The sequence below is a fragment of the Microtetraspora malaysiensis genome (assembly GCF_001528665.1).
Lineage (GTDB): Bacteria > Actinomycetota > Actinomycetes > Streptosporangiales > Streptosporangiaceae > Microtetraspora_A > Microtetraspora_A malaysiensis.
Map to the genome: position 1 here is coordinate 441,945 of NZ_BBYJ01000004.1, position 22,673 is coordinate 464,617.

General features: G+C 69.2%; 19 protein-coding genes and 3 tRNA genes. 9 read left to right on the plus strand and 13 right to left on the minus strand.

Features of this window, described 5'->3' with window-relative positions; genetic code table 11:
- Positions 1-28: 28 nt before the first annotated feature.
- Positions 29-1,729 (plus strand): hypothetical protein, encoded by a 1,701-nt coding sequence (locus tag AWQ71_RS01965; protein ID WP_067125438.1) that lies wholly within the window; start codon positions 29-31, stop codon positions 1,727-1,729.
- 122 nt (positions 1,730-1,851) lie between these two features.
- Here the strand turns inward: AWQ71_RS01965 and AWQ71_RS01970 are convergent, their stop codons facing one another.
- The 5 genes from AWQ71_RS01970 to AWQ71_RS01990 all read right to left on the minus strand — a co-directional run bounded on the left by AWQ71_RS01970 (position 1,852) and on the right by AWQ71_RS01990 (position 3,824).
- Positions 1,852-2,349, minus strand: a complete 498-nt coding sequence (locus AWQ71_RS01970; protein WP_067125441.1) for a PaaI family thioesterase — start codon at positions 2,347-2,349, stop codon at positions 1,852-1,854.
- Between the two features lie 51 nt (positions 2,350-2,400).
- Positions 2,401-3,387, minus strand: coding sequence for a redoxin domain-containing protein (locus AWQ71_RS01975; protein WP_067125444.1), 987 nt, complete (start codon positions 3,385-3,387; stop codon positions 2,401-2,403).
- A 142-nt stretch (positions 3,388-3,529) separates the two neighbouring features.
- A tRNA-Glu gene (locus tag AWQ71_RS01980) sits at positions 3,530-3,602 on the minus strand.
- Positions 3,603-3,612: 10 nt separating this feature from the next.
- Positions 3,613-3,688, minus strand: a tRNA-Glu gene (locus AWQ71_RS01985).
- Between the two features lie 64 nt (positions 3,689-3,752).
- A tRNA-Gln gene (locus AWQ71_RS01990) sits at positions 3,753-3,824 on the minus strand.
- A 170-nt stretch (positions 3,825-3,994) separates the two neighbouring features.
- On the opposite strand from AWQ71_RS01990, the gene AWQ71_RS01995 reads away from it, so the two are divergent.
- Positions 3,995-5,974, plus strand: a complete 1,980-nt coding sequence (locus AWQ71_RS01995) for a M3 family metallopeptidase (RefSeq protein ID WP_067125447.1) — start codon at positions 3,995-3,997, stop codon at positions 5,972-5,974.
- A gap of 103 nt (positions 5,975-6,077) precedes the next feature.
- Here the strand turns inward: AWQ71_RS01995 and AWQ71_RS02000 are convergent, their stop codons facing one another.
- Complete coding sequence (locus AWQ71_RS02000; RefSeq protein WP_067125449.1) at positions 6,078-6,671, minus strand: PadR family transcriptional regulator; 594 nt, start codon at positions 6,669-6,671, stop codon at positions 6,078-6,080.
- A 54-nt stretch (positions 6,672-6,725) separates the two neighbouring features.
- On the opposite strand from AWQ71_RS02000, the gene AWQ71_RS02005 reads away from it, so the two are divergent.
- Positions 6,726-7,970: an MATE family efflux transporter gene (locus AWQ71_RS02005; protein WP_067125451.1), complete on the plus strand. Its 1,245-nt coding sequence runs from the start codon at positions 6,726-6,728 to the stop codon at positions 7,968-7,970.
- Positions 7,971-7,987: 17 nt separating this feature from the next.
- Here AWQ71_RS02005 and gltX read toward each other — a convergent pair whose 3' ends face one another.
- Together gltX and AWQ71_RS02015 are read right to left on the minus strand one after the other, a co-directional pair.
- Positions 7,988-9,358, minus strand: coding sequence for a glutamate--tRNA ligase (gltX, locus tag AWQ71_RS02010; protein ID WP_084258335.1), 1,371 nt, complete (start codon positions 9,356-9,358; stop codon positions 7,988-7,990).
- Positions 9,351-10,121, minus strand: coding sequence for a fumarylacetoacetate hydrolase family protein (locus AWQ71_RS02015; protein WP_067126124.1), 771 nt, complete (start codon positions 10,119-10,121; stop codon positions 9,351-9,353). The genes gltX and AWQ71_RS02015 overlap by 8 nt, the downstream gene beginning before the upstream one ends.
- A gap of 153 nt (positions 10,122-10,274) precedes the next feature.
- Here AWQ71_RS02015 and AWQ71_RS02020 point away from each other — a divergent pair, with 153 nt between their 5' ends.
- A complete protein-coding gene (locus tag AWQ71_RS02020) occupies positions 10,275-10,658 on the plus strand; it encodes an antibiotic biosynthesis monooxygenase family protein (RefSeq protein WP_067125453.1) in 384 nt (127 codons plus the stop codon).
- A gap of 6 nt (positions 10,659-10,664) precedes the next feature.
- Here AWQ71_RS02020 and AWQ71_RS02025 read toward each other — a convergent pair whose 3' ends face one another.
- On the minus strand, positions 10,665-11,009 hold the full coding sequence (locus AWQ71_RS02025; RefSeq protein ID WP_067125456.1) for a VOC family protein: 345 nt from the start codon (positions 11,007-11,009) through the stop codon (positions 10,665-10,667).
- A gap of 240 nt (positions 11,010-11,249) precedes the next feature.
- Here AWQ71_RS02025 and AWQ71_RS02030 point away from each other — a divergent pair, with 240 nt between their 5' ends.
- A complete protein-coding gene (locus AWQ71_RS02030; RefSeq protein ID WP_084258337.1) occupies positions 11,250-12,935 on the plus strand; it encodes a heparinase II/III domain-containing protein in 1,686 nt (561 codons plus the stop codon).
- Positions 12,936-13,147: 212 nt separating this feature from the next.
- On the opposite strand, the gene cimA is transcribed toward AWQ71_RS02030, so the two are convergent.
- Complete coding sequence (cimA, locus tag AWQ71_RS02035) at positions 13,148-14,722, minus strand: citramalate synthase (protein ID WP_067125458.1); 1,575 nt, start codon at positions 14,720-14,722, stop codon at positions 13,148-13,150.
- A 325-nt stretch (positions 14,723-15,047) separates the two neighbouring features.
- On the opposite strand from cimA, the gene AWQ71_RS02040 reads away from it, so the two are divergent.
- Positions 15,048-15,701, plus strand: a complete 654-nt coding sequence (locus tag AWQ71_RS02040) for an O-methyltransferase (protein ID WP_067125462.1) — start codon at positions 15,048-15,050, stop codon at positions 15,699-15,701.
- Positions 15,702-15,884: 183 nt separating this feature from the next.
- On the opposite strand, the gene AWQ71_RS02045 is transcribed toward AWQ71_RS02040, so the two are convergent.
- The 3 genes from AWQ71_RS02045 to AWQ71_RS02055 all read right to left on the minus strand — a co-directional run bounded on the left by AWQ71_RS02045 (position 15,885) and on the right by AWQ71_RS02055 (position 19,145).
- Positions 15,885-16,976 (minus strand): branched-chain amino acid aminotransferase, encoded by a 1,092-nt coding sequence (locus tag AWQ71_RS02045; RefSeq protein ID WP_067125465.1) that lies wholly within the window; start codon positions 16,974-16,976, stop codon positions 15,885-15,887.
- 137 nt (positions 16,977-17,113) lie between these two features.
- Complete coding sequence (locus AWQ71_RS02050) at positions 17,114-18,160, minus strand: 3-isopropylmalate dehydrogenase (RefSeq protein WP_067125468.1); 1,047 nt, start codon at positions 18,158-18,160, stop codon at positions 17,114-17,116.
- A gap of 46 nt (positions 18,161-18,206) precedes the next feature.
- Positions 18,207-19,145, minus strand: a complete 939-nt coding sequence (locus AWQ71_RS02055) for an ROK family protein (RefSeq protein ID WP_439650349.1) — start codon at positions 19,143-19,145, stop codon at positions 18,207-18,209.
- Between the two features lie 436 nt (positions 19,146-19,581).
- Between AWQ71_RS02055 and AWQ71_RS02060 the strand changes: the two genes are divergently transcribed.
- Genes AWQ71_RS02060 through AWQ71_RS02070 form a run of 3 tightly spaced genes read left to right on the plus strand, consistent with a single transcriptional unit; the run spans position 19,582 to position 22,580 of the window.
- Positions 19,582-20,673 carry an ABC transporter substrate-binding protein gene (locus AWQ71_RS02060; protein WP_067125472.1) on the plus strand — a complete coding sequence of 364 codons (1,092 nt, stop codon included), beginning with the start codon at positions 19,582-19,584 and terminating at the stop codon, positions 20,671-20,673.
- Entirely contained in the window at positions 20,674-21,393 is a 720-nt protein-coding gene (locus tag AWQ71_RS02065; RefSeq protein ID WP_067125476.1) for an ATP-binding cassette domain-containing protein, read from the plus strand.
- Positions 21,390-22,580 carry a sugar ABC transporter permease gene (locus AWQ71_RS02070; protein ID WP_067125479.1) on the plus strand — a complete coding sequence of 397 codons (1,191 nt, stop codon included), beginning with the start codon at positions 21,390-21,392 and terminating at the stop codon, positions 22,578-22,580. Before AWQ71_RS02065 ends, AWQ71_RS02070 begins: the two co-directional genes overlap by 4 nt.
- Positions 22,581-22,673 lie beyond the last annotated feature (93 nt).

The following is a 22,673-nucleotide window of genomic DNA, read 5'->3' on the forward strand; positions in this document are numbered from 1 at the left end:
CATGCCCGGTTAGCCCTAGGCTGGCGGGGTGACAGACCGCATTGAGGCAGCCGCCGCTGAACTGCGTCCACTGCTGCAGGAGTTCATCCTCTGGGCTCCCGCCAACGCTCCGGGCACCGATACCGACCTGGTCGGCCCGGCCGTTCTCTGGCATCGCCTGGATGTCCGCGACAACGTGGGGCTGTGGAAGGCGGGCGACCTGCGCGCCGTCCTGCTTGAGCGCATTCCGCAGGTCGTCGAGGACCCCGATGAGGCCGCCGACGGCATGGTCCCCGCGCTGCGGTCCTATCTGACGTTCCTGTCCGAGACCGGCCGCCTGGCGACGGGGTCGGCCTCGGTGGACGTCCTCCTGTCCGAGCTCGACGAGATCGAGGACGACTTCATCGAGGCGATGGAGGACGTGCTCGCCGAGCGCGACTGGGACGAGGAGGAGGACGAGTTCGAGGACGACGAGGACGAGAGCCTCGGCGACTTCGAACCCTTCGCCGACGAGATCGCCGACCTGCCCACGATCCGGTTGCGTCCGGACACCGAGCTGGCGGCGGCGGCCCGCGAGGTCACGCTCATCGCCCAGGCCCGCGGTCTCGCGCTCTGGGTCGGCTCCGGCCGCAAGGTCGGCGAGGAGACCCTGCTCACCGAGGAAGAGGTCAAGGAGGCGGTGCTCAGCGTCGGGCTGAGCGACGCCCAGTCGCTGTGGAACCTCTGGAACCTCGCCATCGACCTGGAGTTCCTCGCCCCGGACGATGACGACACGGTCAGCGTCGACCCCGACACCGCCGCCTGGCCGTTCGAGGACGACGACGACGTGCTCGACGCCTGGCTGCTCGGCCTCCACTCGATCGACTACGGCGACCCCGAGCTGGACGACGACGATCTGACCCTCGCCCTGTCGGGGCTGACCCGCGCGCTGCTGGTCCGCGTGCTGGTCAACGGCGGCTCGCGCTCCGTCGGACAGCTGCGCGGGGAGCTGGCCGAGGCGGCCGGCGAGTACGACGATCTCGGCTCCGACGCCTGGACCGCCGCCGGCGACCCGCTGGCGCCGGTGCTCGCCTGGCTGACCGGCTACGGCATGGTGACCGTCGAGGGCGACGAGGTGCGCCTCACGCCTCTCGGCGTGGAGGGCGTGGTCCACATGGTGGACGACGCCGACATCGACATCGACGCCCGGCCCGCCATCGACGCGATGACCGCGCTCGACCTGCTGACGCTGAGCGCCGACCTGCCGGAGGAGGAGGCGGACGCGGAGTTCGCCGCCTGGCTCGACCTGCGTGACCCGGCCCGGGCCGCCACCGAGCTGCTCGAAGCCGCCGCGGAGGACGAGGCCGACGCCCTGGTCCGGGTGCAGGCCGCCAGCCTGGTCGGCGCCCTCGGCGAGGTGGCCGTGCCCGCCTGGACCGAGGCGCTCAAGGTGCCCTCGCTCCGGCCGTACGCCGCGACGCACCTCGCCCAGCTGGACGTCGAGGACGCGCCTGAGCCCACCCCGGCCGACACGCACTGGCTCATCCTCGACATGTGGACGATCTCGGCGGGCCTCGGCCGCGCGGAGTTCGTCAGCAGCCTGCACGACATCGGCCCCGCGCAGCAGATCATCGGCCTGCTCGACGTGATCTGGAAGGTGCCGCACCCGCACCTGGAGGAGCTGCTCGAAGCCGTCGCCGAGGCCCACCCGGACAAGCAGGTGGGCAAGGCCGCCAAGCGGGCGCTCTTCAAGGCCCGGTCGCGCGGCTAGGCGGCGTCCACGGCCCCCGAAGGGCACGGAGAAGGGGACACGATCCGGCGGGGTCGTGTCCCCTTGTCATGTCCGCGACGACCGCCGCCCGGAGCCGGTCCCCTTTCCCGGCGGCGGGACCATCAGCGCATCGCGAAAACGGCGCACGTCGTCGTGCCGTGCGCGTACAGCTTGCCGTCGTCCGAGCCGACCAGCCGCCCCTCGGCGGTCGCGACGCTCCGGCCCACATGGAGGGCTTTCGCCTCGCACCGCAGCAGCCCGGTGTGCGCGAAGGCCGGGCGGACCATGTGCACGTTCAACTGGGTGGTCGTATAGGCCGTCCCGGCCGGGAGCATGGTCATGACGGCGCATCCGAGGGCCGAGTCGAGCAGGGTGGCGAAGTAGCCCCCGTGCACGGAGCCCATCGGGTTGTACTGGTGTTCTCCCGTCTCCCCCTCGAAGATCGCCACCCCGGGCTCGACCTTCAGCAGCGTGAAACCCATCGTGCCGGCGATCGGCGGAGCGGCGATCAGGCCGTCGAGCATGGCCTGAAGGAACTCCAGGCCGCTCAACTCCGCGACGTCCCCCGGCAATGTCGGCGGGGCCCAGCTGTGCGTGCGCGAGCGCAGTGTCGTGGTCATGAGTCTGATTTTGGAACCCAGGTGCCGCGCACCGCAACCCACCCCATCACGTCACCGCTCCCCCGCCCAGTCGGGCAGCGGCCGGTAAATCGGCGTCCCACTCGCTTCAAGCTCGGCGCGAAGCCGGAAGTAGCCGTCCCCGAACGGATCCACGCCGTCGAGCGGCATCAGCCCCCGGCGGATGGCGACGTCGTGCGGCGCCAGCTCGGCCGCCCGGCGGGCGTGCCCGCGCGCCGCGTCCGCGCGGCCGCGGCGGAACAGCCAGGCGGCGAGGCGCGCGTGCAGCCGGGCCAGCCGCTCCTCCTCGGTCGGGACGCGCAGGTGCTCCCGTACGGCCTGCTCGGACAGACCGGACTCGCCCTCGACGACCCACCGGCGCAGGGCCGCCGTGGCGGCCTCGGAGGAAAGCCCGTTCATCTCGCGGAAGGTGTCGGTGGCGGTCATGGTGTCCTGCGGCCGGGCCACCCGCCCCTCCTCGTCGATCCACACGACGGTCGGGACGTTGATGACGCCGTACATCTCGGCGACGGCGCCTTCCGTGTCGACCAGCGCCGGGTGGGTCACGTCCTCGATCCACGGGGCGGCGTCATCGCGGTTCCGGTCGAGAGAGACGCTGACCACGCTGAAGCCGTCCGGGGACAGCTCACGGTGCAGCAGCTCCCAGGCGGGCAGGTCGTAGCGGCAGCCGCACCACGACGCCCAGAAGACGAGCGCCACCTTGGTACCGCGGAGGCCGTCGAGACGGAAGCCGTCCAGCTCGAACTCCGGAGCCTCCTCGGGACTGATCGTCCGCGCGTCACCGACCGCGATCAGCCTCTCGTCGTGGTCGACCACGACGCCGCGCCCGAGCAGCCCGGCGAACGCGACCAGGTCGGTGCCGGCGGCGGTCTCGGCGGCCGCGGCCCGGAAGGCCGGGATGCAGGCGTCCCCCCGGCACCAGCCGTGCGGCTTGCGCTCCCAGCCGAGGACCTTCTCTCCGGCCGGGACGGTCAGACCCGGGACGACCTCGTCGCGGCCGTCCGCCAGCAGTGTGAACATCCCCACACACCTCCAATTAGATAGTCCAGCTCCCCAATTATTGGATAGCAGCACTGTCCAGTCAACGGCGATGGGGTCCGGAGGTGGAACCACGACAAACGAAAAACCCCCGGAACGAATGTTCCGGGGGTTGGAGAAAAAGTAGTCCCGAGCGGATTCGAACCGCCGCTACCGCCTTGAGAGGGCGGCGTCCTGGGCCACTAGACGACGGGACCTCGCAGTGTGTGGTAGTCCCGAGCGGATTCGAACCGCCGCTACCGCCTTGAGAGGGCGGCGTCCTGGGCCACTAGACGACGGGACCATACACACTGTGATCGGACCGGGGGGAACCCGAATCCGTAGCATCTCCCGAAGGAGGGATGCAGCTGGGGTACCAGGACTCGAACCTAGACTAACTGAACCAGAATCAGTCGTGCTGCCAATTGCACTATACCCCATCGTTTCGCTCGCCCCTTGGGGCTCGCTGGCGACTCCGAAAGAATAGCCCAGCTTGCGGCTCATCACCAAAACGATTGCCCGCGTGGCTCCTCATCGCTGCTCACGACCCTGCTGTGCCAGGCTGAGAAGAGCCACCAGCGTCGAGAACAGCGATGAGGAGCAGCCCCCGATGTCCCAGACGGCGAACCCGTTTCTGAGCCCCAGCTCCCTGCCGTACCAACTGCCTCCCTTCCAGGAGATCCGGGAGGAGCACTACGTCCCGGCGTTCGAGCAGGGGATGGCCGAGCATCTCGCCGAGATCGCGGCGATCGCGGACAACTCCGAGCCGCCGACCTTCGAGAACACGATCGAGGCTCTGGAGCGGTCCGGCCGGCTCCTCGACCGGGTCTCGACGGTCTTCTTCAACCAGGCGTCCTCCGACGCCACGCCGGGCGTCCAGGAGATCGAGAAGGACATCACGCCCAAGCTGTCCACGCACGGCGACGCCATCCACCTGAACCCGCGGCTGTTCGCCCGCATCCGGGCCGTACAGGCGGCGGACGGGGAGCAGCAGTGGCTCCTCGACCGCTACCTCACCGACTTCATCCGGGCGGGAGCCGAACTGGGCGAGGAGGAGCAGGCACGGCTCAGGGAGCTCAACGAGGAGCTGTCCACCCTCGCGACCACCTTCCACCAGAACCTGCTCGCCGACACCAACGCGCGGGCGGTCGCCGTCGAGGACGTCGCCGAGCTCGACGGGCTCTCCCCCGACGCCGTACAGGGCCTCCAGGAGACCGCCAAGGAGCGGGGGCTGGACGCCGGCTACCTGGTCACCCTCACCCTGCCCACCCGCCAGCCCGCACTCGCCGAGCTCACCCACCGGGAGCTGCGTGAGCGGATCCACAAGGCGTCCGTCGGCCGCGGGGCGGACAACGCCGAGCTGATCACCCGGATCGCCACGTTGCGCGAGGAGCGGGCCAAGCTGCTCGGCTACGCCAACCACGCCGAGTACGTCCTCGCGGACCAGACGGCCGGATCCACGCAGGCGGTCACCGAGATGCTCGGCCGGCTCGTCCCTCCGGCCGTGGCCAACGCCCGCAAGGAGCAGTCCGACCTGGAGGAGATCGCCGGGCACCCGATCCAGCCGTGGGACTGGGAGTTCTACGCCGGCAAGGTGCGCAAGGCCCGGTACGACATCGACAGCTCCCGGATGCGCCCCTACTTCGAGCTGAACAGCGTCCTGGAACGCGGCGTCTTCTACGCGGCGCAGCGGCTGTACGGCCTCACCTTCCGGGAGCGGGCGGACCTGCAGGGCTACCACTCGGACGTCCGGGTCTTCGAGGTGTTCAACGAGGACGGCTCGCCACTCGGCCTGTTCCTCGGGGACTTCTTCGCCCGCGCCGCCAAGCGCGGCGGGGCCTGGATGAACAGCCTGGTCAAGCAGTCGGACCTGGACGGCACCCGCCCGGTCGTGGTCAACAACCTCAACATCGTCAAGGGCGAGCCGACCCTGTTGACCTTCGACGAGGTCAACACGATGTTCCACGAGTTCGGCCACGCCCTGCACGGCCTGTTCTCCGACGTCCGCTACCCCCGGGTCTCCGGTACGGCGGTGCCGAGGGACTTCGTGGAGTACCCCTCGCAGGTCAACGAGATGTGGGCGACCGACCCGGAGATCCTGGCGAACTACGCCAAGCACTACGAGACCGGCGAGCCCATGCCGCAGGAGCTCGTGGACCGGATGCTGGAGTCGCAGAAGTTCAACCAGGGCTTCGCCTCGGTCGAGTACCTCGCCGCGACGCTGCTGGACTGGGCCTGGCACACCTCCTACACGGGCGGCGACGCCGAGACCTTCGAGGCCGAGGCGCTGCGGAACGCGGGCGTGGACCTGCCCGCCGTGCCGCCGCGCTACCGGAGCACCTACTTCGCGCACATCTGGTCGAGCGGCTACAGCGCGGGCTACTACTCCTACATCTGGAGCGAGGTCCTCGACGCCGACACGGTCGAGTGGTTCAAGGAGAACGGCGGGCTGCGCCGGGAGAACGGCGACCGGTTCCGGCAGCGGCTGCTGTCCAAGGGCGGCAGCATGGAGGCCCTGACGGCGTTCCGCGACTTCCGGGGCCGTGACCCGCAGATCGAGCCCCTGCTCGCCCGCCGCGGCCTTCTCTGACGCCGTACCTGATCACGCGTGGGCTCGCGGTCCCGTCACGCCGCGAGCCCTTGTGATCGCGTGGAACTCCGCTCGCCGGGCTCGCACGGCGCAGCGAGCGCCCTCACGGATGGTGTACGGACAGGTCAGGAGAGGGGTCGGGGATTTCGGCCGGACCGGGGCCCGGTTCAGCGAGATCGGCGATGGCGCCCTTGAGCCAGGCCTTCTCCACGGCTCCGATCTCGCGGGCCATGACCAGCATGCCGTGGCGGAAGCGGTCGGCGACCTCCCTGGCCCTGACCGGCTTTCCCGAACGGTAGAAGAAGCTCGCGGGCGCCTCCAGGAAGTCCAGCCGCCGCCGGAGCACCGTTACCTGGTCCTCCCGGGGAAGCGCCGACAGGAACGTCAGCAGCGCGAAGAACCGCGACTGGTCACTGATCTCCAGGTCGGACGGCTCGCGTAGCCGGCGGAACAGCTCCTCCCGGCCCTTGCCGGTGAGCGAGAGCACATGCCGCCGCGCCGCGGCGGCCCCCTCCTCCTCGCGCCGGTCGACCAGGCCCGACCTCTCCAGCCGGGTGATCGCCGGGTAGAGCGCGCCGTCGCTGACCGGACGGACATGCCCGCTCAGCCCCGCGATCCGCTGCTTGAGCTCATATCCGTGCATCGGCTCCTCGTTGAGGAAGCCGAGGATCGCCAGCGCCAGCTCCCCGCTTGCCATGGCCGCATCGTATCGCTATACCTCTAATCGATATAGCTCGAATCGAGGTATGGAATGAAGCTCATCCGGTTGGCTGTGCCCGTCTACGTCGAGTTGCTGACCGCTGTCGTGGCCGTCGGCCTGATCGACACGTTGTGGGTCTCGGGGCTGGGCAGTACGGCGGTCGCCGCCGTCACGATCGCCACCACCACCGAGCACCTGGCCCTGGGGGTGATCCTGGCCCTCACGACGGGCACGACCGTGCTGGTCGGCAGGCGGGAGGGCGAATCATCTCTCACGCCGGTGATCCGTACCGCGTGGGTCCTGTGGGCGCTGTTCGGCTTCGTGGTGGCCGTACCGGGCGTTCTCTTCCGCGAACCGCTGGCGCGGCTCTTCACCGGAGACGCCGCTACCGTTGTCCTCGTCTCGGACTTCTTCCTGGTGTCGCTCTCCGCGGTCCCGGTCTTCTTCGCTCAGACGCTGGTGGACGGGATATTCAAGGGGCTCGGCGACACGGCGACGCCGATGCGGACCGCGCTGCTCTGCAACGCGCTGGTCATCGGGCTCGATCCCCTGCTCATCTACGGCTTCGACCTGGGGGTGCGTGGCGCCGCGCTGGCCACGGTCCTGGCCCGGCTGGTAACGCTGGCGGTGGCGGCCACCCTGCTCGTGCGACGGCTGCCGCGCGAACGGCCGCCGCGCGCGCACCGCATGGCGAACCGAGCCGACGGCGTGGAACTCCTGCGCACGGGCCTGCCGATGTCCGGCGACTTCCTGGCGCGCAGCCTGACCGGCGTGGCGATGACCGGCCTGGTGGGCGCGCACGGCGTTCCCGCACTGGCCGGCTACGGCATCGGCCTGAAGATCATGCTGGCCGGGACGATGGCCTTCTACGCGCTGCGCCAGGCGGCGATGATCCGGACGGCGCGAGGTGGTGGCGCCGCCACCGGCACATCACTGCGGCTCGGCCTGGCCGCCGGCGTCGTCACCGCGCTCATCCTCAACATGTGTGCGGTGCCGGCGGCCGCCCTCTTCACCGACGATGCCGCGGTGGCCGGGGCGACCGTGTGGTTCCTGCGGTGCATGAGCCTCTATCTGGTGCCGTTCGGCGGGCTCATCGCCATGGGCGGGGCGCTCCAGGCAAGCGGAAAGGGCGGCAGGCTGCTCACCGCCACGCTGGCGGGTTTCGCGGTCCAGCTGCCCCTCGCCGCGCTGCTGAGCTCCTCCCTGGGCGTCACCGGCCTCTGGCTCGCGATGGCCGCCGGAGCGGCCCTCTCGCTGGCGCTCACGATGACGCTGACGCGGCGGCCGACCGGATAGCCGGCCGGCCGCCGCGCTCAGGAGAGCTTCGACAGAGCCGTACGCAGCCGCTCCAGGGAGCGCTCGCGGCCGAGGACCTCGATCGACTCGAACAGCGGGAGGCCGACCGTACGGCCGGTGACGGCCACGCGGACCGGCGCCTGCGCCTTGCCCAGCTTGAGGCCGTGTGCGGCGCCGACCTCCTCCAAGGCGGTCTTGAGCGACTCGGGATCCCAGTTCACGTCCTGCAGCCGCTCGGCGTAGTCGTTGAGGATCTCGGTCGCGCCCGGCTTCATCGCCTTGTCCCACGACGCCTGGTCATGAACGGGGACCTCCAGGAAGAGGAAGTCCACGTTCGCGGTGACCTCGGACAGCACCGCGATGCGGGTCTGGACCAGCTCCGCCACCCGGGCGAAGGTCGTCCGGTCCCAGCTCGGGTCGAGCCAGGGGTCGCAGCGCTGGATGAAGACGTCGAGGGGCAGCGCCCGGATGTACTCGCCGTTGAAGGCGCGCAGCTTCTTCTCGTCGAAGAACGCCGGGGACGGGTTCACGTCCTCCAGGCGGAACATCGGCATCATCTCCGACCACGGCATGATCTCGCGGTCGTCGCCGGGGCCCCAGCCGAGCAGCATGAGGTAGTTGACCATCGCCTCGGCGAGGTATCCCTCGTCACGGTAGGACTCCAGGGCCACCTTGTCGCGACGCTTGGACAGCTTCTGCCGTTTCTCGTTGACGATGACCGGGACGTGCGCCCAGACCGGCGGCGTGGCGCCCATCGCCTCCCACAGGAGCTGCTGCTTGGGCGTGTTCGACAGGTGCTCCTCCGCGCGCATGACGTGGGAGATCCGCATCTCGATGTCGTCGATCACGTTGGCGAGGTTGAACAGCGGCGACCCGTCGGCGCGCACGATGACGAAGTCTTCCATGGCCGCGTTCGGGAACTCGACCCGCCCGCGGACCAGGTCGTTCACCACGGTCACGCCCTCGTCCGGCGTGTGGAACCGCACCGCGCCCTCGGTGAGGCCGCGGTCCCGGCAGAAGCCGTCGTAGCCCTGGTGCTCCGAGCCCGTCCTGGCCTTCACGTCGTCACGCGTGCAGGTGCAGTGGTAGGCCTTGCCGTCCTTGAGGAGCTTGGCCGCCGCCTCGCGGTGCTGCGCCTCGTACGCGGACTGGAAGTAGGGACCCTCGAAGTGCGGGGAGTCGCCGCTGATGCCGATCCAGGCGAGCGCGGAGATGATGCCCTCGGTCCACTCGGGCCGGTTGCGCGCCGCGTCGGTGTCCTCGATGCGGAGCACGAACGTGCCCCCGGACTGTTCGGCGAGCGCCCAGTTGTAGAGCGCGGAACGGGCGCCGCCGACATGGAACATGCCGGTCGGCGAGGGCGCGAAGCGGACACGCAGGTCAGTCACGAGAGATCACCCGGTTGGTGAGAGTTCCGATTCCTTCGATGCCGACGCTGACCTCGTCACCGACGGACAGGGGCCCGACGCCGGCGGGGGTGCCGGTCAGGATGACGTCGCCGGGCAGCAGCGTCATGACGGCGCTCACGTACGCGACGAGCGCCGGGATGTCGTGCAGCAGGAGCGAGGTGCGCGCGCTCTGCCGGAGCTCGCCGTTCACGCTGGTCGTGAGGGCGAGGTCGCCCGGGTCGAGGTCGGTCTCGATCCACGGGCCGATCGGGCAGAAGGTGTCGAAGCCCTTGGCCCTGCTCCACTGGCCGTCCCGCTGCTGCAGGTCGCGCGCGGTCACGTCGTTGGCGCAGGTGTACCCGAAGATCACCTCATGCGCCCGCTCCACCGGCACGTCCCGGCAGAGCCGCCCGATGACCACGGCCAGCTCGCCCTCGTAGTCGACCCGCTGCGACAGCTTCGACGGGTACGCGATGGCCTCGCCGGGGCCGACCACCGAGGTGCTCGGCTTGAGGAAGATGAGCGGCTCCTCCGGCGCCTCACCGCCCATCTCGCGCGCGTGGTCGGCGTAGTTCTTGCCGACTGCGACGATCTTGCTGGGCAGCATCGGCGCGACGAGCCTGACCTCGGCGAGCGGATATCTGTCCCCGGCGAACTCGACACCGCCGAAGGGATGCCCGTCGACCCTGGCGACGACTTCGCCGTCCTCTTCAACCACGCCGAAGGCGACACCGTCGCCTTTGGAGAACCTCGCGATACGCACGGTCACAAGGCTAGTGCCGCTTGCCGATTGCTCACGTACCTCTCCCCCGGCTTGTGGCACCCCGGGGGCGGGAAGGCCGTGGCGCGTCCCGGGGGCGAACAGCACGACTCGTAGTGTGGCCGTGTCGGAATTCATCCACGGGAGGAGCCCGCGATGTCGGTCGTGAAGATCAACGTGTTGACGGTGAGCGCGGAGATGCGCGAGGAGTTGGAGCAGCGTTTCGCCAACCGCGCCGGCATGGTGGAGGCGGCCGACGGGTTCGAGTGGTTCGAGCTGCTCCGGCCGGTCGAGGGCACGGACCGGTACATGGTCTACACGCGCTGGCGCAGCGAGGAGGACTTCCAGCGCTGGCAGAGCAGCCGGGCCTTCCAGTCCGGCCACGCGCAGGCCGCCGCCGAGGCCGGCGCGCAGGGCCACGGTCACGGTCAGGGGCACGGGCCGGGGCAGGGTCACGGGCACGGCCAGGGTCCGGCCGCGTCCGCGTCCGAGATCTGGTCCTTCGAGGTCGTGCAGAGCGCCTCGCCCAAGCGCGACTAGACGCGCCTATACGGCGGTGGGGTGGCGGGGCTCGTACAGGCCGATCTCGGCGCCGCCGGGCAGGCGGAACCCGGTGACCAGGCCGTACCCCTCGTCACCGACCTCCCGGGTGAACGTCACGCCCTTGGCCGTCAGTTCGCGGACCGTGTCGGCGATCCGGTCGCACATCAGGTAGAGGTCGAACATCGGCCGGTCCCGGGTGGGATGCACCCCCAGTTCGGCGGGCGGCAGGCGGAAGATCAGCCAGCCGCCCCCGGCGTCGACGTTCCGCAGCCCGAGCACGTCTCGGAGGAAGGCCCGGTCGGCGTCCGGGTCGTGGCTGTACAGCAGCCAGTGCGCACCTTTGATCATGGCTTCCTCCTTTCTGGGACTCCTTCCCGGACCGTCCCTGTATGAGGTCAAGCGTCCAGCGGGTTCACGGCAAGTCGCGCACAGGTCCCCCGCACCGGACGGAACTCGTCGGGTCACGCGAGGGGGCCGGACGGCGTGACCCTTACATCCTGCTAACGATGACCATCGGCGACTTGACCGATAACGGACATTCGGCCAGCATGATCACCCTCTCCCGTCCGTGCCCCGGAAGGATCTTGCGTGCGTACCCGCGCTCGAGCCCTCGGTCTGATCTCCGCGCTGGCCCTCACCGGCGGCGCGTTCGCCGCCGTGCCCGCCGAGGCCTCCCAATCCGCCGAGCCCCCCGCTCGTACACCCGAGTGCCAGGGGGACTGGCTGCCGGGAACGCCGACCTCCGAGGACGTGATGAGCGGGCAGCTCTCCTTCCTGGACCGCCCGGCCGTCAAGATCGGCGCGAAGATCGACTGGAAGCTGGACCCGTACAAGAGCCGGTCGTGGCAGATGGTGTTCCAGTCACTGCGGTGGATGGGGCGGCTGGTGGCCGACTACGAGACCACCGGCAAGCAGGCGTACCTCACCCGCGCGACCGAGATCGCCAAGGACTGGGTCGAGAAGAACCCCTACGGCGGCCGGAGCACCCACAAGTACGCCTGGAGCGACCACCCGACCGCGCTGCGCGCCCCCGCGCTGGTCTGCCTGAGCAGGTACGTCCCCGACGCCTGGCTCAAGAACAGCCTCGCCGTACACGCGAAGCTGCTGGCCGACCCGCGCCTCTACAAGGCCGGGCACAACCACGGGCTCGACCAGGACATCGGCCTCCTGCGCATCGGCTGCCGCTACAACCAGAAGGGCTGGAAGGACCTCGCCCTCTCCCGCATGGTCAAGTCGATGAAGCTCGACATCGACTCCGAGGGATCGCTGAGGGAACAGGCCCCGCGGTACGCGATCTACGTGCACGACCGGCTGCGCGTCGCCACGGACACCATCAAGGACTGCGACCTCAAGGTGCCCGACGACCTCGCCAAGCGCTGGGACGGCCTGCCCAAGCACATCAGCGCCGCCACGCGGCCCAACGGGTACATGGTGCCGCTCGGGGACGGCGCGCCGGACGTCCAGCCCGCCGGGTTCGCCCACTCCTCCGAGACCGTGCAGGTGTTCAAGGCCGGCTACGTCTTCGGCCGTACGGCCTGGGGCGATCCGCAGTCGGCCTACTACTCGATCAGGTTCGGGCCGGGCCTGAAGTTCCACGGCCATGAGGACCACCTGGGTGTGACCTACTACGCCCAGGGCCGCGACGTGCTGACCGAGGCGGGGTTCCACTCCTACGAGAACACCCCGTACCGGCGCTGGACGATGACGCCCGAGGCGCACAACATCCCCGTTGTCGTGGGGAAGCCGTTCCACGGCCGCACGCCGACGTCGCTGGTCCGCCGCTCGATCGGCAAGGACCGTCAGTCGTTCACGCTGACCGACAAGGCGTACGGCGTCAGCCGTACCAGGGCGGTGCTCGTGAACCACGACCAGGACGTCATGGCGGTGCTGGACACGACGGGCGGCGGCAAGGTGCGCAACCTGTGGCACTTCGACCCGTCGCTGAAGGTGTACTCCAACGGCGGCGGCCGCGTCGTGGTCGGCGAGGGGTCGTGGCGGGCGACGCTGGTGCAACTCGCCCTGCCCTCATGCAAGCCGATCGGCGGCCAGAAGGTGGTCCGCGGCCAGACCAACCCCTACCAGGGGTGGATCTCCCCCGCCTACATGAAGAAGGTCGCCGCCCCGGCTGTGATCTCGCCCGCGGCCTCGTCGCTGCTCACGATTATCGTGCCCGGCACGGCGAAGCCTGAGGTGAGCTGCTCGGGCCGTTCGGTGATCGTTCACACCTCCGACGGCCCGACCAGCTTCAAGATCTCCGGCTCCGACCTCGTCTGATCCCCCGTCTCCACGCGAGGGGATCAGACGACGCCCGCGCGAGCACCATCAACCCCTACAGCCCGAACCATGACGCGAGGGGCGCGGCGGTGTCTGGGCTGAGGAACGAGTGGGCTGAGGGACGAAGCCCCGAGCGACGAGAGAAGACATCGCCTCAAGGCGCCCCGAGCCCGCGCGAGCGAAGCGAGCGCAAATAGACACAGCGAGCCCAATCAGGCGCTGTAACCGGCGCGGAGGAGTCCGTAGGTGACAGCCTGCTCCAGGGCCTGCCAGGACGCCTCGACGATGTTCTCGGCGACGCCCACGGTGGACCAGTCGCCGGTGGCGTCGCTGGAGGTGATGAGCACCCGGGTGATGGCGTCGGTGCCGTGGGTGCCCTCCAGGATGCGGACCTTGAAGTCGATGAGCTCCACCCCGGCGAGCTCCGGGTAGAGCTTCTCCAGCGCGAGCCGTACGGCCTTGTCGAGGGCGTTGACGGGGCCGTTGCCCTCGCCGGTGGCGACGATCCGCTCGCCCTTGGCGTGCAGCTTGACCGTGGCCTCGCTCGCTACCTCGCCGGTCGGGCGGCGCTCGACGATGACCCGCCAGGACTCGACGGAGAAGTGGCGCCGGCGCTCGCCGGTGACGGTGTCGCGCAGCAGCAACTCGAAGGACGCGTCGGCGGCCTCGAAGGTGTGCCCGCGTGACTCCAGCTCCTTGACGCGCTCGACAAGCTGGCGGGACTGGTCGGAGGTCAGGTCGTAGCCCAGCTCCTTGCCCTTGAGCTCCACCGAGGCCCGGCCCGCCATGTCCGAGACGAGCATGCGCATGTCGTTGCCGACCATGGACGGGTCGATGTGCTGGTAGAGGTTGGGGTCGACCTTGATGGCCGACGCGTGCAGGCCCGCCTTGTGCGCGAAGGCCGACGTCCCGACGTACGGCTGGTGTGAGTTGGGCGTGACGTTGGTGACCTCGGTGATCGCGTGCGCGATGCGGGTCATGTCCCGCAGCGAATCCGGGGGTACGAGGTCGAACCCCTTCTTGAGCTGGAGGTTCGCCACGACCGTGAACAGGTTGGCGTTGCCCGAGCGCTCGCCGTACCCGTTGGCGCAGCCCTGCACGTGGGTGGCGCCGGCCTTGACGGCGGCCAGCGTGTTGGCGACGGCGCAGCCGGTGTCGTCGTGGCAGTGGATGCCGACGCGCGCGCCGGTGGAGACGGCGGCGTGGACGACGTCGGCCAGCTCGTCGGGGAGCATCCCTCCGTTGGTGTCGCAGAGCGCGATGACGGATGCCCCGGCCTCGGCCGCCGTACGGAGGACCTCCAGTGCGTAGGCCGGGTTGGAGGCGTAGCCGTCGAAGAAGTGCTCGGCGTCGAGGAAGACTCGCTGGCCCTCCGCACGCAGGTGGGAGACGGTGTCGCGGATCATCGCGAGGTTCTCCTTGAGCGTGGTGCGGAGGGCCAGCTCAACGTGCCTGTCGTGACTCTTCGCGACGAGTGTCACGACGGGTGCGCCGGATTCGCGCAACGCGGCCACCAGAGGGTCGTCGGCGGCCTTCACTCCGGCCCGGCGGGTCGCGCCGAACGCGGCGAGTTGCGCGTGCTTCAGGTCGAGCTCTGTCTGAGCCCGCCGGAAGAACTCGGTGTCCTTCGGGTTCGCGCCTGGCCAGCCACCCTCGATGAAGCCGACACCGAGGTCGTCCAGATGACGAGCGAGGGCCAGCTTGTCGGCGACCGTGAGGTTCAAGCCTTCCTGCTGGGCCCCGTCACGCAGTGTCGTGTCGTACACGTGGAAGCGGTCATCGGCCATTTCTTGGTTTCTCCTTCGCGGGGTGGTCCTCGCCGCGCGCGCTCATCGCTCGTTCTGTGCCGGAAAACACAAAAGACCCCTCACGGACGTGAGAGGTCTGCGCGCTGGCGTTGTCCTGATGTCAGCCAGCGCGCCTGCCGATAATGAGCAGACCGTAGAACATGGTGCCTTGAAGTCTGCCACATGCCGTGGCCCGGCCGGTACATTCGTCTCACGATCCGAGACATCAATCTTGTGTTACGACTTACACCCTATGTGAGCTGGAAAGATGCCAAGCCCGACGGGATCTCGGCTGTCCGGTTGAGCGCGGAACTAAAGTGATGCCATGAAGGCCGAGAACTTTGTCGACGCTGCCGTCGCCGCGTACACCGTCGAGCACACCACCCCGCCCGACGACGTACTGCTCAACCTGGCCGAGGAGACGGCGAGGCTGACCGGCGGCGACGCCGTCATGCAGATCGCCCCGGAGCAGGGGGCGCTGCTCACCATGCTCGTGCAGGTCAGCGGCGCCCGCTGGGCCGTGGAGGTCGGCACGTTCACCGGCTACTCGTCGATCTGCATCGCCCGTGGCCTGCCCGAGGACGGCCGGTTGATCGCCTGCGACGTGAGCGAGGACTGGACGTCGGTCGCGCGACGCTACTGGGAGAAGGCGGGCGTGGCCCACAAGATCGAGCTGCGTCTCGGGCCGGCGGCGGACACGCTGCGCGCGATGCCCGAGGAGACGAGCTTCGACTTCGCGTTCATCGACGCGGACAAGCGGGGATACCGCGCGTACTACGAGGAGATCCTGGCCCGGCTCGCCCCCGGCGGGATGATCTGCGTGGACAACACCCTGCAGAGCGGCGCGATCGTGGACCCCGGCGCGGGCGGCAACGTGCCGGCGATGCGGGAGTTCAACGACTTCGTCGCGAGCGACGGTCGAGTGACGACCGCCCTGCTCCCGATCGCCGACGGTCTCACCCTCATCCGCAAGATCTGACATCCCGGAACTCCAGGTGCACGGCCAGCTTTGCGATGACATTACGTGTCGCGTCAATCACGCTACGCCGTCCACCTGCCTGATGGAGGGACGCCAGGAGCCCGGCGAGGGCGAGGTCACCGGGCTCCTGTCATGTCGTGCTCAGAGCCGTCGGGCGCGCGTTATGGCGCGCCTGCGACCGCGTCAGCAGACCTTGTGGATCCAGCTGTGCGTGTCGGGGCGGGTGCCGTACTGGATGCCGATGAGCTCCTCGCGGATCTTCTGGGTGATCTGGCCGGGGGTGCCGTCACCGATCGTCCAGGAGCGGTCGGCGCCCTTGACGCTGCCGATCGGGGTGACCACGGCGGCGGTGCCGCAGGCGAAGGCCTCGGTCAGCTCGCCCGACTCACACCCGGCCTGCCACTCCTCGATGGAGAGCCGGCCCTCCTCGGCCTTCAGGCCCAGGTCGGCGGCGAAGGTGAGGATCGAGTCACGGGTCACGCCGGGCAGGAGCGTCCCGGTGAGCGAGGGGGTGAGCAGCCGGTCGCCGAAGACGAAGAAGATGTTCATCCCGCCCATCTCCTCGACGTAGCGGTGCTCGTGCGCGTCGAGCCACACGACCTGGTCGCAGCCCTGCTCGACGGCCTGGCGCTGGGCGACGAAGGCCGCCGCGTAGTTGCCTCCGCACTTGGCGAAGCCGGTGCCTCCGGGAGCGGCGCGGGTGTACTCCGTGGACAGCCAGACCGAGACCGGCTTGATCCCGCCGGAGAAGTACGGCCCGGCGGGAGAGGCGATCACCATGTAACGGAACGTCTTCGACGGGTAGTTCACGCCGAGCCCGACCTGGGTGGCGATGATGAACGGCCGCAGGTACAGGCCGTGCCCCTCGGTCGTCGGCACCCACTCCTTGTCCGTCTGGACGAGCAGATCCAACGACTCGACGAACACTTCCTCGGGCAGCTCGGGCATCGCCATCCGCTGGGCGGACTTGTTGAACCTGGCCGCGTTGGCGTTCGGCCGGAACGACACGACGGACCCGCTCGCCTGGCGGTACGCCTTGAGCCCCTCGAACAGCTCCTGGGCGTAGTGGAACACCGCCGTCGCCGGATCCAGAACCAACGGCCCGTACGGCTCCAACCGCGCATCATGCCAGCCGCGGCCTTCGGTGTAGTCGATGGAGATCATGTGATCGGTGAAGGTCTGCCCGAAGCCGGGGTTCGCCAGTACCTGCTCACGCTCGGCCGCGGTCCGGGCCTGCTGGTTGAGCTGCACGTCGAAGCTGAGCTGGCTGGTCATGTGCCGCGATCCTTCTCTCTATGTCGCACATTCATTGTGCGACCTACGGGAAACCTTAGGCATAAAAGAGGGTACGAAAAAGCGCATGGCGGCCCTAACCAGGCCGCCATGCGCAAAGACGGGGTGAGCGGCCCGGCTCAGCCGGCTACTCGGGAGGCGATGTCGTCGCCGATTTCACGGGTCTGCCTCGTGGCCCGGGCACCCTGGCGCTCGACGAGGTCCTCGGCAACCGCCTGCTCGACCTTCTCCGCGGCGGCGGTGCGGCCGAGGTGGTCGAGGAGCATGGCGATGGACAGGATGGTGGCCGTCGGGTCGGCCTTGCCCTGGCCCGCGATGTCGGGGGCGCTGCCGTGGACCGGCTCGAACATCGACGGCGCGGTCCGGTCCGGGTTGATGTTGCCGCTGGCGGCCAGGCCGATGCCACCGGCCACCGCCGCGCCGATGTCGGTGATGATGTCGCCGAAGAGGTTGTCGGTGACGATCACATCGAACCGCTCGGGCTGGGTGATGAAGAACATCGAGGCGGCGTCGATGTGGCAGTAGTCGGTCTCGACCTGGGGGTACTCCTGGCTGACCCGGGCGACCGTACGGGCCCACAGGTCACCCGCGTAGGTGAGGACGTTGGTCTTGTGGACCAGGGTGAGCTTCTTGCGCGGCCGCTGAGCCGCCTTCTCGAAGGCGTAGCGGACGACCCGCTCGACCCCGTAGGCCGTGTTGAGCGACTCCTGGGTCGCGATCTCGTGCGGGGTGCCGCGACGCAGCGTGCCGCCGGCTCCCGCGTACAGGCCCTCGGTGCCCTCGCGGACGACGACCATGTCGATGTCCTCGGGGCGGGCCTTGCCCAGCGGGGTCTCCACGCCGGGGAAGAGCTTGACCGGGCGCAGGTTCACGTAGTGGTCGAGCTCGAACCGAAGCCTGAGCAGGAGGTCGCGCTCCAGGATGCCCGGAGGGACGCTCGGGTCGCCGACGGCGCCGAGCACGATGGCGTCGTAGCCGCGCAACTCGTCCAGCACGGCATCGGGAAGGACCTCGCCGGTCGCGTGGTAACGCTTCGCTCCCAGGTCGTACTCGGTGGTCTCAACCTTGACACCGGCCGCGTTGAGGACCTTGAGTCCCTCGGCGACGACCTCGGTGCCGATCCCGTCCCCCGGGATCACTGCCAGACGGATGTTGCTCGAATCCATACGTGTACCTTACCGGCCCGTCTCGAAGATCGAACACAGCGTCTCACTATCCGGGCGGTGTCGCCGCCACCGCGCGCTCGAAGACGAGGTCGCGGGCCGTGGCGAGACCGAACGCCAGGGCGCCGAGCAGAACCGCGTCGACACCCAGCGTGGACGCCTCGATCCGGGGCGGGCGCAACGCCGCCAGAGCGGGAAGGCGCTCAGTCACGGGGCCGATGAGCAGATCGGCCGCCTGGGCTCCGATGCCACCACCGAGCACGACCAGTTCGGGGTCGAGCACGGCGATGATCCCGGCGAGGGCGTGCGCCACGTGATCCGCCTCGATGGCGACGACCTTGAGCGCGGTCTCGTCGCCCGCCCTGGCCGCGTCGAAGACGTCTTTGGCGGTGGCCGCGATCATACCCAATCGGGCGGCCGCGGCGATCACGCCGTCGGCCGACGCGACCGACTCGAACATGCCACGTCCGGGGTCGGCTCGGGGATCGCCCTCGCCGACAGGCAGATACGAGATCTCCCCGGCCGCCCCTCGCGAGCCTCGGTAGAGCTTGCCGTCGATGACGACGCCCATGCCGATGCCGGTGCCGACGGAGACGTAGACGAAATGGGGAACGCCCTCGCCCAGGCCGTACGTGCCCTCCCCCACGGCGGCGAGGTCCACGTCGTTCTCCAGGATGTATGGGGACCCGGTGACCTCCGCGAGCCGTTCCACCGCGCCGGGCAGCTCCCAACCGGGCAGGTTGGGGGCGACGCGCAGCGCGCCCGTCTCCTTGTCGTGGATGCCCGGCATCCCGAAGACCGCCAGTGTGATGTCCCCGGGGGTGAGACCGGCTTCCGTGGTGAGCTCGGCCGCCATCCGGGAGAGCTGGGCGAGCAGGGCGTCGTAGCTCTCGGCCCGGGACGGCTCGTCCCTGCGCGCGACGATCTCGCCCACCAGGTCGGCCAGCGCGAGTCGTACGTAGGCGCGGCCGATGTCGACGGCCAGCACCCAGCCGGCCTGCGGGCGGATCTCGTAAAGCAGAGCGGCACGACCGGCGTTGCCCGTGCGCAGCCCGACAGTGCGGACCAGCCTGGCACGCTCCAGATCCGCCAGGGCGACCGAGATGGTCGGTTTGGACAGGCCGGTGGCCTGGGCCAGCTCCGGCCGGGAGACCTTACCGAGCTGGAAGATCTCCGCGAACACGGCGCGCTCGTTCATCACGCGGAGCAGGCTGGTCGTGTTGGCGGTCCCGCCGCCCATGCTCAGCACATTCCCCAGAGTGGCATGCCCACTGCGGAAGGCGGGCCAGTTGATCACCAGTGGATCGCCCCGCACCATTCCGCTCCTCCGTGACGTGATCTCTCCTCAACCCCTGGCTATAGAGCTGATAGTAAATTACCTTACTTATCAACCCCCGGGGTCATAAGAAAGGAATCCCGTTCCGATGCGACGAGGAATGCTGGCCATCTCCGTCGCGGCGCTTCTGTTCGGCGCCGCCTGCGGTAACAGCTCCACCACGGAGACGAACCCGTCCGAGGCCAAGGCGGGCGGCGCCGGCAAGACCATCGCCTTGTTCACGCCCGAGTCGAAGACGACGCGCTACGAGGCGTTCGACCGTCCGCTGTTCGAGGCCAAGGTCGGAGAGCTGTGCCCCGACTGCAAGATCCTCTACTCCAACGCCGACCAGGACGCCGTCAAACAGCAGCAGCAGGTCGAGGCCGCCCTCACGCAGGGGGCCGACGTACTCGTGCTCGACGCCGTGGACGCCGCGGCCGTCGCGCCGCTGGTCAACCAGGCCAAGCAGAAGAAGATCCCCGTGATCGCCTACGACCGGCTGATCTCCGGCATCGACTACGAGTACTTCGTCTCGTTCAACAACGTCCGCGTCGGCGAAATGCAGGGCCAGGCGCTACTCGACGCGCTCAACGCCAACGGCACGGCGGACAAGGGGGAGATCGTGATGCTCCACGGCTCGCCCACCGACCCCAGCTCGGCCGACTACAAGAAGGGCGCGCACAACGTCCTCGACGGCAAGGTCAAGATCGGGCGGGAGTTCGACACACCCGACTGGAGCCCCGACAAGGCACAGCAGGAGATGGAGCAGGCCATCACCGCGATCGGCCGCGACAACATCGTGGGCGTGCTGTCCGCCAACGACGGCATGGCCAGCGGCGCCATCGCCGCCATGAAGCGGGCCGGGTACAAGACCATGCCGCCGATCACCGGGCAGGACGCCGAACTGGCGGCCGTGCAGCGGATCCTCGGCGGCGAGCAGTACATGACGATCTACCTCAACATCCGGGCGGAGGCGGAGAAGTCGGCGGAGCTCGCGGTCGCGCTGACCAAGGGCGAGAAGCCGGCGGCGCCCGACAAGGTGAACAACGGCACGGCGGACATCCCGTCGTTCCTGCTCGACCCCATCGCGGTCACCGCGGACAAGATCGCCGACACCATCATCAAGGACGACTTCTACAAGGCGTCCGACGTCTGCACGCCCGAGCTCAAGGACGCGTGCGCCAAGGCGGGTATCCAGTAGATGATCTCGGCGAGAGACATATCCAAGCGATATGGCGCGGTCCAGGCTCTCGAAGGGGTGAGCCTGGACCTCGCTCCCGGCGAGGTGGTGGCCCTGGTCGGGGACAACGGCGCGGGGAAATCGACGCTGGTAAAGATCATCTCGGGCGCCGTCAGCCCGGACTCGGGCGGACTCTTCATCGACGGCGAGCCGGTGCACGTCGGCAACCCTCACGACGCCCAGCGGCTGGGCATCTCGACCGTCTACCAGGACCTCGCGCTGTGCGAGAACCTCGATGTGGTGGCCAACCTCTTCCTCGGATCCGAGCGACGGAGGCTGTCGTTCCTCAACCACATCCAGATGGAACGATCCGCGCGTGACCTGCTCACCTCGCTCGACGTGCGCATCCGCGACATCCGGGTGCCGGTGGCCATGCTCTCCGGCGGCCAGCGTCAGTCCGTGGCCATCGCCCGCGCGCTGATCGGCGAGCCACGGCTCGTCATCCTCGACGAGCCGACCGCCGCCCTGGGGGTCGAGCAGACCGCCCAGGTCCTCGACCTCATCAGGCGGCTCCGCGAGCGCGGCCTGGCGGTGCTACTCATCTCCCACAACCTCGCCGACGTGCGCGCGGTCAGCGACCGCGTCGTGGTCCTCCGCCTGGGCAGAAACGCCGGCGAGTTCCGTACGGCCGACGCCTCTCAGGAGGCGATCGTGGCCGCGATCACCGGAGCCGCAGCATGACGAACCCCACGGCGCTGGTGCGCAAGCCGTACACACCGAAGGAAGCCGTCGAACGGCTGCGGCACGGGGACCTCGGCGCGTGGCCGGTGGCCGGCGCGCTGATCGTGATCGCGATCGTCTTCGGATCGCTCAACGAGCACTTCCTGTCCTCGGAGAACCTCACCAACCTGGCCCTCCAGATGGCGGCGACCGGGACGATCTCGCTCGGCATCATCATGGTGCTGCTGCTCGGCGAGATCGACCTGTCCGCCGGCTCCGTCAGCGGCCTGTGCGCGGTTGTCATGGCCATCCTGTCCGAACGGCTGCACTGGAATCCGCTCCTCGCGATCCTCGCCGCCCTGGTGGCGGGAGCTCTCGTCGGACTTCTGCACGGGCTGATGTTCACCCGGATCCGGATGCCGTCGTTCGTGGTGACGCTGGCGGGCCTGATCGGCTGGCAGGGCCTGCTGCTCTACCTGCTGGGCTCGGGCGGCATCATCAACCTGCCCTTCGACGGATTCGTCGCGAAGCTGAGCGACACGTGGTTGCCCGCCTGGGCGGCCTGGACGCTGACCGCGGGACTGGTGGCCGTCTACGCGGCGTCAGGGGTGATCAGCAGGCGACGGAGGGTCGCGGCGGAACTCCCGGTGACCGCCATGTGGTGGCTGTCCGCCAGGGTGGGCGGCCTCGCGGTCGTGCTGGCGGGAGCCGTACTCGTGATGTCCGCGGACCGCGGCGTTCCGCTCCTGCTGGTCATCTTCGGCACGCTGGTGGTGGTCTTCGACCTGATCCTTCGTCATACGACGTTCGGCCGGTGGATGTACGCGGTGGGAGGAAACGTCGAGGCGGCCCGCCGGGCGGGCATCAACGTGACACGGATCCGCGTGCTGGCGTTCGTGCTGTCGTCCGTGCTGGCGGCTTTCGGCGGCATCCTGTCGGCCAGCCGCCTGTCGGCCGTCAACCAGGGATCGGGCGGAAGCGACATCCTGCTCATGGCGATCGCCGCTGCGGTCATCGGCGGCACGTCGCTGTTCGGCGGCCGGGGGCGGACGTACGCGGCGCTGCTCGGCATCCTGGTCATCCAGTCGATCACCAACGGCATGTTCCTGCTGAGCGTGGACTCCTCCGTGCGGTACATGGTGACCGCCGCGGTCCTCGCCCTCGCGGTCGCCATCGACTCTCTGGCCCGGCGCGGCAACGCCACGTGAGCACCGGGGGGTCGGCTGCGGGGACCCCCCGATCTCACGGCGGTCCGGTGCGGTCAGCGCTGCGGGGACCCTCCGTTGTCACGGCGGTCGAGC

Bases quoted from the DNA above. Each gene is read 5' to 3' on its own strand.
- AWQ71_RS02005 (WP_067125451.1), top strand. From the start codon at position 6,726: ATGAAGCTCATCCGGTTGGCTGTGCCCGTCTACGTCGAGTTGCTGACC.
- AWQ71_RS02040 (WP_067125462.1), top strand. From the start codon at position 15,048: ATGAAGGCCGAGAACTTTGTCGACGCTGCCGTCGCCGCGTACACCGTC.
- AWQ71_RS02020 (WP_067125453.1), top strand. From the start codon at position 10,275: ATGTCGGTCGTGAAGATCAACGTGTTGACGGTGAGCGCGGAGATGCGC.
- AWQ71_RS01995 (WP_067125447.1), top strand. From the start codon at position 3,995: ATGTCCCAGACGGCGAACCCGTTTCTGAGCCCCAGCTCCCTGCCGTAC.
- cimA (WP_067125458.1), bottom strand. From the start codon at position 14,722: ATGGCCGATGACCGCTTCCACGTGTACGACACGACACTGCGTGACGGG.
- AWQ71_RS02000 (WP_067125449.1), bottom strand. From the start codon at position 6,671: ATGGCAAGCGGGGAGCTGGCGCTGGCGATCCTCGGCTTCCTCAACGAG.
- AWQ71_RS01970 (WP_067125441.1), bottom strand. From the start codon at position 2,349: ATGACCACGACACTGCGCTCGCGCACGCACAGCTGGGCCCCGCCGACA.
- AWQ71_RS02065 (WP_067125476.1), top strand. From the start codon at position 20,674: ATGATCTCGGCGAGAGACATATCCAAGCGATATGGCGCGGTCCAGGCT.
- AWQ71_RS02060 (WP_067125472.1), top strand. From the start codon at position 19,582: ATGCGACGAGGAATGCTGGCCATCTCCGTCGCGGCGCTTCTGTTCGGC.
- AWQ71_RS01975 (WP_067125444.1), bottom strand. From the start codon at position 3,387: ATGTTCACACTGCTGGCGGACGGCCGCGACGAGGTCGTCCCGGGTCTG.
- AWQ71_RS02025 (WP_067125456.1), bottom strand. From the start codon at position 11,009: ATGATCAAAGGTGCGCACTGGCTGCTGTACAGCCACGACCCGGACGCC.
- AWQ71_RS02045 (WP_067125465.1), bottom strand. From the start codon at position 16,976: ATGACCAGCCAGCTCAGCTTCGACGTGCAGCTCAACCAGCAGGCCCGG.
- AWQ71_RS02070 (WP_067125479.1), top strand. From the start codon at position 21,390: ATGACGAACCCCACGGCGCTGGTGCGCAAGCCGTACACACCGAAGGAA.
- AWQ71_RS02050 (WP_067125468.1), bottom strand. From the start codon at position 18,160: ATGGATTCGAGCAACATCCGTCTGGCAGTGATCCCGGGGGACGGGATC.